The organism is Neorhizobium petrolearium (genome assembly GCF_029854435.1).
Lineage (GTDB): Bacteria > Pseudomonadota > Alphaproteobacteria > Rhizobiales > Rhizobiaceae > Neorhizobium > Neorhizobium petrolearium.
On sequence record NZ_CP123000.1, the window covers coordinates 3,610,480 to 3,623,776 of the forward strand.

The window sequence follows — 13,297 nt, forward strand, 5'->3', positions numbered from 1 at the left end:
CCGGAGCGCTCCCCGCATGATCCCGTCAGGATTGATCATGCGAAGGTAAGGCTTCCAGTGTCTCAATCCTCTTCCTGGAACACCGCCTCGCGCTTTGCCTTGACGCTCGGCAGGAAGACAATCACGAGGACGACAACCGCTATAAAAAGCAGGGCTGCGCTGATTGGACGCGTGACGAACGTGCTCGGATCGCCGCGCGAAAGGATCATCGCCCGTCTCAGGTTTTCTTCGAGAAGCGGACCGAGCACGAAGCCGAGCAGGAGCGGCGCGGGCTCGCAGCGCAGTTTCGACAACACGTAACCGATGAAGCCGAAAAAGGCGACGGAATAGAGATCGTAGACGTTCGAATTGACGCTGTAGACCCCGATCGAGCAGAAGGCCATGATGATCGGGAACAGCACGTAATACGGGATGGTGAGCAGCTTCACCCACAGCCCGATCAGCGGCAGGTTCAGGACGACGAGCATCAGGTTGCCGATCCACATGGAGGCGATGATGCCCCAGAAGAGCGCCGGCTGCTCGACCGCGACATTCGGGCCGGGGACGATACCCTGGATGATCATCGCGCCGATCATCAGCGCCATGACGGGGTTCGCTGGAATGCCGAGGGTGAGCAGCGGGATGAACGAGGTCTGCGCGCCGGCATTGTTGGCCGATTCCGGCCCGGCGACGCCCGCCACCGCTCCATGGCCGAATTCCTGCGGGTTTTTCGAGACCTTCTTTTCGACGGTGTAGGACGCGAAGGCCGCAAGGATCGCCCCGCCGCCCGGCAGGATGCCGAGAACCGACCCGATGACAGTGCCGCGCAGCACCGGCGCGATCATCGCCTTGAAATCCTCCTTTGTGGGCATCAGGCCGCTGACCTTGGCCATCAGCACCGTGCGGCTCTTTTCGTTTTCGAGATTGCGCAGGATTTCCGCAATGCCGAAGACGCCGACCGCGACCGCGACGAAATTCAACCCGTCGGAATATTCGCGGATGCCGAGCGTGAACCGCGGCGTGCCGGTATAGATGTCCGTGCCGACCAGGCCGAGAAGCAGGCCCAGCACAACCATTGCCAGCGCCTTGACCATCGAGCCATGCGCCAGCGCGATCGAGGAGACGAGGCCGACCACCATCAGCGAGAAATACTCGGCAGCGCCGAACTGGAGGGCGATTTCAGTCAGGGGCGGAGCAAAGATGGCAACCAGGAAAGTCGAGACCGTGCCGGCGAAGAAGGAACCGAGCGCTGCGATCGCGAGCGCCGCACCCGCCTTGCCCTTGCGTGCCATCTGATAGCCGTCAATGGCGGTGACGGCAGACGAGGATTCGCCCGGGAGATTGATCAGGATCGCCGTGGTCGAGCCGCCGTATTGCGCACCGTAATAGATGCCGGCGAGCATGATCAGCGACGAGACCGGTTCGAGCTGGAACGTGATCGGCAGCAGCATGGCGATCGTCGCGGTCGGCCCGATGCCCGGCAGGACGCCGATGAGCGTCCCGAGCAGCACGCCGATCAGGCAGAAGAACAGGTTGGCGAGTGAAGAAGCGGTCGAAAAGCCGAGCGCGAGATTGTCGAGAAGATCCATGCTCAAACCTCAAAGACCGAGCCAGGGCCCGAAGCGGCGGAATGGCAGGCCAAGACCGTAGCTGAAGACCAGGACGCAGAAGATTGTCAGCGCCACGGACAGGACGATTGCCGTAAGCGGCTTCATGCGGCCGGACGCGAAGCAGGCGAAGAGCGCGGTGATGAACAGCGCCGGCACGAAGCCGAGCCCCCTCACCGTCAGCCCGAAGAGGATCGGCGCCGGCAGGATGAACAGCATGCCGCGCCAGGCGATATGGCCGATCGGCTCCCCCTGGACCCGTGCCGACTGGACGAGGATGACCAGTCCGAACAGCATGAGCGCGCAGGCGAGGATGAACGGGAAATAACCCGGCCCCATGCGCAACGCCGTGCCGAGATCGAGTTCAAAGGACTGATAGGCGAAGAAGATGCCGATCGCGATGAACAGCAGTCCGCAGATCAGATTGGTCGTGTCGAATTTCAGAGAATTCATGGTGTCTCCGTAAGGGTGGAGATGCTTGGCCGCGCTGCCCCTCATCCGCCTGTCGGCACCTTCTCCCCGCTTGCGGGGAGAAGGACCTGTGCCGCACCGGCTTCCCGAAACGTAAACGGTGGAGGTATGGCACGTCCCCTCTCCCCGCTCGCGGGGAGAGGGTTAGGGTGAGGGGCGAACTATCCAATCGCCGGTAAAAGTCTCAGTCCGCGTACTGGCCGGCAGCTTCGATGACCGGCTTCCAGCGGGCGATCTCGCCTTCCAGCTTGGCCTTGAGCGCTTCCGGCGTCGCATCGGCTTCCGGCGAAGGCTTGGTGCCGAGCTCGGCGAAGCGGGCTGCGACATTCGGGTCCTTCAACGCCACCTGCAACGCCTTGGAGAGCTTGTCGACCGCCTCCTTGGGCGTGCCCTTCGGAGCATAGATGCCATGCCAGATGCCGACTTCCATCTGCGGCAGCCCGGCTTCCCTGACGGTCGGCAGGTCCTTGAGCACGTCAAGCCGTTCCGGCGAGGTGACTGCATAGGCCTTCACGGTGCCGGCCTGGATCTGCTTGGTCGTGTTGGTCGTCTGGTCGCACATGATATCGACCTGGCCGCCCAGAAGATCGGTCATCGCCGGACCGGTTCCCTTGTAGGGAACGGTGACGAGCGAGGTCTCGATCGCGCTCATGAACAGCATGCCGCACAGATGCGAGGCGGCGCCGATGCCGGCATTGGCGACCGTCACCTTGTCCTGGTTGGCCTTGGCATATTCGATCAGGCCCTTGAGGTCGGTCGCCTCCATGTCCTTGCGGGCGAGAAGCGTCATCGGAACGTCGGTGACGAGGCCGACATATTCGAATGCGTTCAGCGTGTCATAGGGAAGCTTGCGGTAGAGCGTCGCGCTGGTCGCCATGCCGATATGATGAAGCAACAGGGTATAGCCGTCCGCCTCGGCATTGGCCACGCGGGCTGCCCCAAGCGTGCCGCCGGCGCCGCCGACGTTTTCGACGATGATCTGCTGGCCGAGATCCTTCGACATGGATTCCGCGACAAGCCGGGTGACGGTGTCGGTCGGGCCGCCGGCGGCGAACGGCACGATCATGGTGATCTGGCGTTCCGGATAGCCTTGCGCATTGGCGGAAGCGGAAAAAAGCGAAAGTGCCGCAAGAGCGGTTGCGCCTAACACGGCGTTCAGGATTTTCATCGGGGTCCTCCAAGATGAAATATATGGCAAAGCCGGCGCTCAAGTCTCCTCCGGCGCCAACCTGGCAGCCATTTGCTGCAAGCCGTGAAAGGCATTCAACCGGTGCGAAAGTATTAAAACCGCATTTCTGCCGATATCGCGCCGCAACATGGGTGGATTCGGAAACAACGCGCAAAAAGCATGGGTGGATTTCCACCCATGCAGGGAGCAATCAGCCGTCTCTTTCGTCTTGAAGCAAGTGTTCCGGGCCAAGCAGCTTCTTGTCGAGCCCGTATTTCTGCATCTTTTCATAGAGCGTCTTGCGCGAAATACCGAGGGACTCGTAGACCGGTCTCAGCGCCCCGCCATGGGCGGCGATCTCGCCCGCAATCAGATTCCGCTCGAACGCCGCGACCTTGTCGGCAAGCCGACCCATCCCTTCCTTGCCCCCGTCCCGTACCGATCCGGCAGTTTCGCCTGGCTTTACGTCGAGGCCGAGCACCAGCCGGTCGGCGGCATTGCGCAGCTCACGCACATTGCCGGGCCAGTCGCGCTGGGCAACCGCCGAGATCATGTCGGCCGGCACATCCATATCCTCACGGCCGTAACGGGCCGCCGCCTCACGCACAAGCTGCAGGAAAAGCAACGGAATGTCCGCCCGGCGCTGCGCCAGTGACGGCACATGGATCGTCGCGACGTTGAGCCGATAGAAGAGATCGGCGCGAAAACGCCCCGCTGCGACTTCCGCTTCAAGATCAACTTTGCTGGTGGCGATGAAGCGCACGTCGAGCGGCACCATTTCGTTGGAGCCGAGACGGGTGATCACGCGCTCCTGCAGCACGCGAAGGAACTTCGCCTGCAGGTCGACGGGCATCGAGCCGATCTCGTCGAGCAATATCGTGCCGCCGCGCCCATGCTCGAACTTGCCGTAGCGGGGCCTGAGTGCGCCCGGAAAAGCGCCGGCCTCGTGGCCGAAAAGCTCGCTCTCGATCAGGTTCTCCGGCAACGCCGCGCAATTGATGGCAATGAAGGGCCTGTTGGTGCGCGGGCTGACGTCGTGCAGCGCCCTGGCCACCACTTCCTTGCCCACTCCCGTCTCGCCGATGATCAGCGTGTCGGCATCGGCGGCGCCGATCGCGCGGATGCTGTAGCGCAGGTCGACCATCACCTGGGTGCGGCCCGGCAGCCGCGTTTCGAGATCGTCGCGCTTGCCGGCGACCGCCTTCAGCCGCCGGTTTTCCAGCACGAGGCCGCGGCGATCAAGACCGCGGCGGATGATGCCGGCCAGATGCTGCGGCGTGAACGGCTTTTCCAGAAAGTCGTAGGCCCCTTCCCGCATCGCCTTGACTGCGAGTTGCACATCGCCATGGCCCGTCACCAGGATGACCGGGATTTCAGCATCGAGCTCGCGGATGCGGTGAAGCAGCGTCATGCCGTCGATCCCTGGCATGCGGATATCGCTGACGACCACGCCGTCGAAACCGAAACCGGTGAGTTCCAGCACATGATCGGCATTGGAAAAAGTCTGGACGTCGAGGCCGAAAAGTTCCAACGCCTGTGCGGTCGAGCGGCGCAGTTCCTCCTCGTCGTCGACCAGCAAGACCCTTTGCCCGTTCACTCAGCCGCCTCCAGAAAGTTGCCGTCGGCGACTTGCAGCTCGATGAGAAAGACCGCGCCGCCTTCGGGGTGATCGGCGACGCTCAGACTGCCGCCGAAATCCTTGACGATATTGTAGGAGATCGAAAGACCGAGGCCCAATCCCTTGCCGACGCCCTTGGTGGTGAAGAAGGGATCGAAGATGCGCTCGCGGATTGCCGCCGCGACGCCCGGCCCGCGGTCGCGTACCGATATCGTCACCTTGTCCCCGTCACGTCCGGCGGAAACGGTGATGCGCCGGTCATCGAGCCCTTCGACCGCATCGGCGGCATTGGTGATGATATTGACCAGAACCTGCTGGAGCCTGACGGCGCCCGCCTTCACCGCCGGCAGCGCGGGATCGATCTTGATTTCGAGTGTTGCATCCGCAGCCTTGAGCCGCGCTGCGACGATTTCGAGCGTGTCTCGCATCGCCTCGTCCAGCGTGACTGCCCCGAGCTTTTCGTTCGGCTTGCGGGCGAAGTTGCGCAGGTGCTTGCTGATCGACGCCATGCGGTCGATCAGCGCCGAAATGCGGCTGACATTGTCTCTTGCCTCTTCGATGCGTCCGAGGTCGATCAATACACCGGTTGTCTCCGTATAGGTCTTGGCGGCCGCAAGCGGCTGATTGAGTTCGTGGGAGAGCGCCGCCGACATCTGTCCGAGACCGGCGAGTTTGCCGGCCTGGATGAGATCCGCCTGGGTCTGACGCAGCCGCTGCTCGGTGAGCCGCCGTTCGGCGATCTCCTCCTCGATGCGGCTGTTGACGCGGGCAAGATCGGCGGTGCGCTCGGCCACCCGCCGCTCGAGTTCGTTGCGCGCTTCCGCCTGCAACTGCATGCGCTCGTTCAACCGGGCGCGGCGCTGCACGATGATGGCAAGCGCCAGTCCGGCAAGACAAAGCGTCAGGAAGGCGGCAACGGTTACGGTCTGCGCCTGGACACGAACGGAACCGGTATCCATCAGGACATTCACGGTCCAGCCAGCCTCTGGCATCAGCTGCGACACGACGAGATATTCCTTCTCGGCCCTGCCGTCGGCAATCATCATCACATCGCGGCCGGCAAAGCTTCCCCGTTTTACCGGCAGTTCGCGCAATTTCGCATCAGCATACCGGCGCGACGCTTCGGTGCGGGCGATCCGGTCCGGCGTCAGCGGCAGGATGCTCGCATAGAGCCATTCCGGGCTGCCGGTCATGAAGATGATGCCTTCCGGATCGGAAACGAAAATACGGTCGTCGCCACCGCCCCAGGAAGCCTCGATGGAATCGATATCCACCTTGAAGACGATCACACCGCGGATGACGCCGTCGATCTCGATCGGCGAGCCGAAGTAATAGCCGCGCTTGAGCGACGTGGTGCCGAGCGCATAGAACCGCGACTGCCGGCCCCCGACGGCATCCTGGAAATAGGGACGATAGATGAAATTCTCACCAACGAAGCTGACGGGGGAATCGTAGTTGCTGGCAGCGATCGTCTCGCCGTCCAAGGTCATCACATAGATGTCCGAGGATGTCAGAAGCGCGTTGATCTCCTTGAGATAGGCATTCGTGCGCGCCCGCAGGCCCTCGTTCTTCGGATCAAAAATGAGTGCCTCGATATTGTTCTGGTCGGCGATCAGCGCCGGCAGCGCCTCGTAGCGCTTCAGATGCCCGTCCAATGCCGACACCGCCAGGCGCAGCGTCGTGCCGGCCTGCGCCTCGGCCTCGTTCATATAGCTGCGCGCGGCAATCTCGCTGCCCTTCAAGACCAGCACCAGACCAATCGCTGCAAGTATGGCGAGCGGCAGAAGAATGCGATATCTCAACAGGTTCCCGGCTCCTCCATCCTCCCGGTGCTTCTAACGGAATTAGACGGCCATTTTAATCCTTGCACAACCGATTTCCATAAAATCCTGACACCGTACCGAATACACGCTTTGCGGGCGCTCAAGCCCTTCAAAGCAGACATATGCCAAGCTTTATACAAGTTTTGCTTGACCGGGTGCGAGGTCGGGAACAGTCTTGCAACCGGGCAGGTCAAGGTCGACAAGGCAAACGGGGGTCTCATGCTTTATGTGCTTGCACTTCTGATCGGCGTCGTGGCCGGCCTTCGCGCCATGACGGCACCGGCTGCCATCGCCTGGGCCGCCTATCTCGGCTGGCTCGATCTCTCCGGCTCATGGCTGGCCTTCATGGGCTCCGTCTGGGCCGTCGGCGTCTTCACGATCCTGGCGGTCGTCGAACTCGTCACCGACCAGCTTCCCTCGACGCCGAGCCGCAAGGTGCCGCAGCAGTTCGGTGCTCGGCTCGTCATGGGCGCTCTGACGGGGGCCGCGTTGAGCATGCCCGGTTTCGCGGCAATGGGGATGAGTTCCGTCGTCATCGGCGTGATCGCCGGTATCATCGGAGCGGTCGTTGGCACCTATGGCGGGGCCGCCGCCCGCTCCAGGCTGGCCGCCAGCTTCGGCAAGGACCCGCCCGCCGCCTTCATCGAGGACGCGGTCGCCATCATCGGCGCCTATCTCATCGTCGCCACTCTGCCCGTCCCGGTCACACCATGAGAACTTTTGACGCGATCATCATCGGAGCAGGCCAGGCCGGCCCGTCGCTTGCCGGGCGCTTCAACGACGCCGGCAAGACGGTTGCGATCATCGAGCGCAAGCATGTCGGCGGCACCTGCGTCAACACCGGCTGCAAGCCGACCAAGACGCTCGTCGCCAGCGCCTATGCCGCCCATCTCGCCCGCCGCGGCGCAGATTACGGCGTCGTGCTCGACAGCCCCGTGAAGATCGACATGCCGGCCGTGATGCGCCGTTCGCATCAGGTGACGCTCGATTCCCGCCACGGCAACGAAAGCTGGCTGGAGGGCATGCCGAACTGCACACTGATCCGCGGACACGCCCGCTTCGAAAGCAAGGATACGGTACGCGTCGGCGACGAGCTTCTGACCGCTCCGCAGATTTTCCTGAATGTCGGAGGACGCGCCGCGATCCCGGATTTCGAGGGCATCGGCGACGTGCCCTACATGACCAACAGCGACATCGTCATGCTGGACCGGGTGCCGGAACATCTCGTCATCGTCGGCGGCAGCTATATCGGGCTCGAATTCGCCCAGATGTACCGCCGCTTCGGCGCGCAGGTGACAATCGTCGAAAAAGGCCCCCGCCTCATCGGCCGCGAGGACGAAGAGATTTCCGAGGCTGTCCGCGGCATTCTCGAAGCGGAGGGCATCAAGGTCCGCACCGGCGCGGAATGCATCCGCTTCAGCAAGCACAGGGATGGCGTCGCGGTTGGGGTGAACTGCACCGAAGGCGAGCCGGAGGTCATCGGCTCGGATATCCTGCTCGCGGTCGGCCGCAGCCCGAATACCGACGACCTCGGTCTCGACAAGGCGGGCGTGGAGACGGACACACGCGGCTATATCAAGGTCGGCGACGATCTCGCGACCAATGTCGAGGGCATCTGGGCGATGGGCGACTGCAACGGCCGCGGCGCCTTCACGCACACCGCCTATAACGACTTCGAGATTGTCGCGGCGAACCTCTTCGACGGCGAGAGCCGCAAGGTCTCCGACCGGCTGCTCGGTTATGCACTCTATATCGACCCACCGCTCGGCCGCGTCGGCATGAGCGAAACGGAAGCGAAGAAGGCGGGCAAGAAAATCCTTGTCGGGCGGCGGCCCATGACTCAGGTCGGCCGCGCGGTCGAAAAAGGCGAGACGCAGGGCTTCATGAAGATCGTCGCCGATGCGGAAACGAAACAGATTCTAGGGGCCGCGATCCTCGGCACCGGCGGGGACGAGTCGATCCACGGCGTGCTCGACATGATGAATGCCGGCGCAACGTTCGACGAGCTGCGCTGGGCGGTTCCAATCCATCCGACCGTCTCGGAACTCTGGCCGACGGTGATCCTCAGCATGCAGCCAGGGTGAACCTCTTTTGCACACAATTCGAATTTTACCGATCATGTAAGGGGACCGGCAAGCATTTCGATTTATCAACGACGGCACTAGTCCCTGTTCATGATGGAAACAGATGTGCGGTTTTGCTGGCTTCATAGGTGAGGCATGCGGCTTCGGGAAGCCGGAACGCCTCCTGTCATCGATGGCGCATGCGATCGCCCATCGCGGGCCGGACGGCCAGGGCGTGTTCGCCGCGCCGGGCGTCGGGCTTGCCCATGTAAGGCTTTCGATCGTCGGCCTTTCCGACGGACAGCAGCCGATGACGGGCAGCGACGGCCGCTTCACGATCGTCTTCAACGGCGAGATCTTCAATTACGTCGAACTGCGTGACGAGTTGAAGGCGCGCGGGGTCGTTTTCCGCACCGGCAGCGATACGGAAGTGCTGTTGCAGCTCTATGCAGCATACGGCGAAGCCTGCCTGTCGCGCCTCAACGGCGATTTTTCCTTTGCCATCTGGGATGCGCGCGAACGCCGGCTGATGCTGGCCCGCGACCGGATGGGCGTGCGGCCGCTGTTCTATGCCGAGCACAAGGGTGCGCTCTACTTCGCATCGGAAATTAAGGCGTTGCTTGAAGTGCCGGGCATCGAGGCGGAACTCGACCCCGTCGCGCTCGACCAGATCTTCACACTCTGGACGCCGATCCCGCCGCGCACCGCGTTCAAGGACAATTTCGAGCTCGAACCCGGCCATCTGATGATCGCCGAGGGCACGCGAAGGGACATTCGCCCCTACTGGACCCTCGACTTCCCCGATGCCGGCGACCACAGGCAGGCCGATGAGGCTGCGAGTGAGGAGGAGCTGAGAGCGCTGCTGACGGATGCCACGCGTCTGCGCATGCGGGCCGACGTGCCGGTCGGCGCCTATCTGTCCGGCGGCCTCGATTCCTCGCTGATCACGGCGCTCGCCGCGCCGATGGCTCCGAACGGCCTCAATACGTTCTCGGTCACGTTCGACGACGCCGAGCATGACGAAAGCGCCTTCCAGATGGAAGTCGCCCGTGCGCTCGGCACACATCACCGCGCCGTCGCCTGCGGCCCGGCCGATATTGCCCAAAACTTCCCGGATGTCGTCCGCTTCACGGAGCGGCCGGTATTGCGCACCGCGCCCGCCCCGCTCTATCGCCTTTCCGGCCTCGTCCGCGAGGCAGGCATGAAGGTCGTGCTGACCGGCGAAGGCGCCGACGAGGTCTTTGCCGGCTACGACATCTTCCGCGAGGCGCGCGTGCGCCGCTTCTCCGCCCGCCAGCCGGGCTCGAGGATCAGGCCGCATCTCTTCCGCAAGCTCTACCCCTATCTCCCGGGCCTCAAACAGCAGTCGGCGGAGTATCTCGCCGCCTTTTTCGGCGCCGGCAGTGACGCGATGGACGATCCGCTCTTCTCGCACCGGCCCCGCTTTCGCACCACAGCAGCCGCCAAGATCTTCTATTCCGACGACCTGCGCGCTACGCTCGGCACTTACGACGCAGCCGAAGAACTCTCCTCGCGCCTGCCGGAAAATTTCGGCCGCTGGCACCCGCTGCATCAGGCCCAATACCTGGAAAGCCGCTTCCTGCTGCCCGGTTATATCCTGTCGAGCCAGGGGGACCGCATGGCCATGGCGCATGGCATCGAAGGCCGCTTCCCTTTCCTCGATCATCGGTTGGTGGAGTTCGCGGGTCGCCTGCCGCCCGGCATGAAACTGAGGGGCCTCGAGGAAAAGCATATTCTGCGCCGTGTGGCGAAGGACCTGTTGCCGGAGGCAATCAGCAAGCGGCCGAAACAACCCTATCGCGCGCCCGACAGCCGATCCTTCACCGGAAACGAAGAGCAGGCTTATGTCAGCGAAATGTTGAGCGGACAGGCCATCACCTCCAACGGCCTCTTCAATGCCCGGGCGGTGGAAAAACTTCATCAGAAGTGCCGTACGCAGCCTGTTTCTGGCTTCCGCGACAACGCCGCCTTCGTCGGCATTCTTTCCACCCAGCTCTGGCTGAAGAATTTTAGCTCCCGCGCGACGGCAGACATACCGAACCTCGCAGCGGCGGCAGGAGGCCGAGCATGACAATGCCCCACGCGATCGGAAAGCTGCGGCGCTATCGCGGACTCGTGCCGATGATCGTGTCCTATGCAGCTTCCGGCGGCAGCCTGATCGTCAGCTCGGCAGCCCAGCTCCTGACGTTTGCGATCCTCGCCCGATTTCTCGGCGTCCACGAATTCAGTCTGTTCGTGGCGATCACCGCCGTTGCGGCAATCGCCGTGCATCTCTGCGGCGTCGGCGCCACCGAATGCCTGGTGCGGCGCGTCGCTCGCGACCACGCCATGTACCCGGCCATGCTGGGGCACAACATCATCCTGATCTCGGTGAGTGGTATCCTGCTCGTCGTGATCGGCGCGATCATCCTGCCCTTCTTCTTTGAAGTCGCTCCCAACGCGGCTGTAAACAGCATCGAAATCGCCATGATGCTGGTGACCAATATCGTCCTGGTGCGCTGCATCCTCTTTTCCGAGCAGGTCTTCATCGCATTTTCCGATTTCGGTTCGGCCAACAAGGTGGTGATGGGCTTCGCGCTGATCCGCACCGCAGCCGCCGTGCTGGCCTGCCTCGTCTTCGGCGTCTCGACGCTCTCCGGCTGGATCGTCTGGCAGTTCGCCGCCCATGCGATCATGCTGGCCTTCTGCATCAGGGCGCTGCGTAACCTCGGCCGGCCGAAATTCCGGATCGTCCGGGAAGAATTGCAGCTCGGCCTCTTCTTCAGCATTCCGTTCATCCTGAAGGCGGCGCGCCAGAACGCCGATCTCCTGGTGCTCAGCCTCGTCACCACGGCCGAGATCGTCGCAAGTTACAGCGTCGCGCGGCGGATCATCGAAAGCAGTTATCTGTCCGTCGACGCGCTGAACCGCATCGTCTATCCGGGCACCGCCAAAGCGAGCCTCGGCGGCCTGCATCAGGCGACGGAGAGAGTCTCGAAAATCTTTGCGGCGGCGATCGCGATCAGCATCGGCGCTGCCATTGCAGTCTATATCCTCGCACCCGTGCTGCCCTATCTCTTCGGCCACGACTACACCTCGCTGGTGCTGTTCGTCCGTATCCTCTGCTGGGTCGTCATTCCGGTAACATGCTGGGCGATCGCCGTGGAGGCTCTCGGCGCAGCCGGCCACCAGGGTGCGCGCGCGTCCGTCCTTGGTCTGGGCAGCCTGCTCGGAGCGGCACTGGCCGCGTTGGCCACGTGGTACGCACCGCCCACCGGAACCTTCGTCTCATACTATGTCATCGAAATCGCGATGGCGCTCGCCGCCTGGGTGGTCTATTCCCACGTGGTCGGCAAGAGCAGGAGACAGGCAGGCCTTGCGGTTGGGGAGCCTGCCGAATGAATCTTCAGCCCGGCCTCATGCAGGCGCTTCGTCCTCAAACCTCCGTCGCTGCTCGTGAACATGCCCATGGCGTGCGACCGATGGAGGTTGCCGATCTTCAATCCGTCGGGCGGCTTTTCAACAAGGCATTCCGCAGGAAAAACGAAGAACCTCGCCCGGATCTCCTCGACTATCTCGATCGCGTTTTCCTGAAGAACCCCGGATATGCGCCGGATTACGGCAGCATCGTGCACGAGGATGGCGCAGGCCGCATCGACAGCGCGCTGCTTGCACTTCCGATGGCCTTTCACGCTGCGGGCCGCCGGATCACGGCCCGGCTTCTCTGCGCCTTCATGGCGGATGGCAAGGCAGGGTTTGCGGGTGCTGCGAGACTGGCGCGGGCGGTCCGGCTTTCACAACCCGACCTCTGCTTTTCCGACAACGCCTCCCCCGTCAGCGCCGATCACTGGACGACCGGCGGCGGCTTCATGCTGCCGATCCAGAGCCTCGAATGGCGCCGCACCTTCCGGCCCTTCCATACCGGGTTCAATCGCGTCCGGGAAAAGTTGCCGCTTGCCCGGTATCTGCCGCTTTCCCCATTCCTGAAGCCGGCCGATCTCGCCGCTAGGCGCCGCTTCGCAGCCTTCACGCCGCCGAGCCCCGAGGGCACGGCCTCCATCGAGGCGGGCTTCGACGAATTCTTCGCCTGCGCCGGCAGGATGACGGAACGCTTTGCCATCCGCCCGGACTGGTCGCGCGACGACCTGCTGTGGCTGATGGACACCGCTGCATCGAACATCTCGCTCGGCCGGCTCCGCTGCAAGCTCGTGGTAAACGGCCAGGGCGTCACGATCGGCTGCTACCTCTTCTTCGGCAAGCCGGGCGAGGCGGCGCATGTGCTCAACATCCTCTGTCTCGAAGGCCGCGAATTCGATGTCGTCGGGCAGATGTTCGCCGATCTCGCCGCATCCGGTTATGCCGCCGCCCATGGCACGGCTCAGCCTTTCCTGATGAATGCGCTGATGCGTCAGCGGCAGATGAGCTTCAAGCATCGCGGCTATTTCTGCATGGTGACCCGGCATTCCGATATCCGTGAAGCGGCGACCCGCAACGACATCTTCGTCGGCGGCCTGGCATCCGAAAGCTGGAGCCGCCTGCTGACGGACTTTCGATAGGACCAATGCCTT

General features: G+C 63.1%; 10 protein-coding genes. 5 read left to right on the forward strand and 5 right to left on the reverse strand.

Annotation, left to right across the window (positions count from 1 at the left end):
• Positions 1 to 62: 62 nt before the first annotated feature.
• From QEO92_RS17815 to QEO92_RS17835, 5 genes are all read right to left on the reverse strand, one after another.
• A complete protein-coding gene (locus QEO92_RS17815; protein ID WP_037152622.1) occupies positions 63 to 1,568 on the reverse strand; it encodes a tripartite tricarboxylate transporter permease in 1,506 nt (501 codons plus the stop codon).
• Between the two features lie 9 nt (positions 1,569 to 1,577).
• Complete coding sequence (locus QEO92_RS17820) at positions 1,578 to 2,039, reverse strand: tripartite tricarboxylate transporter TctB family protein (protein WP_037152624.1); 462 nt, start codon at positions 2,037 to 2,039, stop codon at positions 1,578 to 1,580.
• A gap of 202 nt (positions 2,040 to 2,241) precedes the next feature.
• Entirely contained in the window at positions 2,242 to 3,225 is a 984-nt protein-coding gene (locus QEO92_RS17825; RefSeq protein WP_037152626.1) for a tripartite tricarboxylate transporter substrate-binding protein, read from the reverse strand.
• A 211-nt stretch (positions 3,226 to 3,436) separates the two neighbouring features.
• Positions 3,437 to 4,822 carry a sigma-54-dependent transcriptional regulator gene (locus tag QEO92_RS17830; RefSeq protein WP_037152628.1) on the reverse strand — a complete coding sequence of 462 codons (1,386 nt, stop codon included), beginning with the start codon at positions 4,820 to 4,822 and terminating at the stop codon, positions 3,437 to 3,439.
• Positions 4,819 to 6,645, reverse strand: coding sequence for a sensor histidine kinase (locus tag QEO92_RS17835; protein ID WP_265105706.1), 1,827 nt, complete (start codon positions 6,643 to 6,645; stop codon positions 4,819 to 4,821). Before QEO92_RS17835 ends, QEO92_RS17830 begins: the two co-directional genes overlap by 4 nt.
• 240 nt (positions 6,646 to 6,885) lie before the next feature.
• Between QEO92_RS17835 and QEO92_RS17840 the strand changes: the two genes are divergently transcribed.
• The 5 genes from QEO92_RS17840 (at position 6,886) to QEO92_RS17860 (ending at position 13,285) form a co-directional block, all read left to right on the forward strand.
• Positions 6,886 to 7,380 carry a DUF4126 family protein gene (locus tag QEO92_RS17840; protein WP_227703910.1) on the forward strand — a complete coding sequence of 165 codons (495 nt, stop codon included), beginning with the start codon at positions 6,886 to 6,888 and terminating at the stop codon, positions 7,378 to 7,380.
• A complete protein-coding gene (locus QEO92_RS17845; RefSeq protein WP_227703911.1) occupies positions 7,377 to 8,750 on the forward strand; it encodes an FAD-containing oxidoreductase in 1,374 nt (457 codons plus the stop codon). The genes QEO92_RS17840 and QEO92_RS17845 overlap by 4 nt, the downstream gene beginning before the upstream one ends.
• Before the next feature lie 103 nt (positions 8,751 to 8,853).
• Positions 8,854 to 10,821, forward strand: coding sequence for an asparagine synthase (glutamine-hydrolyzing) (gene asnB / locus QEO92_RS17850; RefSeq protein ID WP_227703912.1), 1,968 nt, complete (start codon positions 8,854 to 8,856; stop codon positions 10,819 to 10,821).
• Positions 10,818 to 12,131 carry a lipopolysaccharide biosynthesis protein gene (locus QEO92_RS17855; protein WP_407721502.1) on the forward strand — a complete coding sequence of 438 codons (1,314 nt, stop codon included), beginning with the start codon at positions 10,818 to 10,820 and terminating at the stop codon, positions 12,129 to 12,131. Before asnB ends, QEO92_RS17855 begins: the two co-directional genes overlap by 4 nt.
• A complete protein-coding gene (locus QEO92_RS17860) occupies positions 12,128 to 13,285 on the forward strand; it encodes a GNAT family N-acetyltransferase (protein WP_227703913.1) in 1,158 nt (385 codons plus the stop codon). Before QEO92_RS17855 ends, QEO92_RS17860 begins: the two co-directional genes overlap by 4 nt.
• Positions 13,286 to 13,297: the final 12 nt, after the last annotated feature.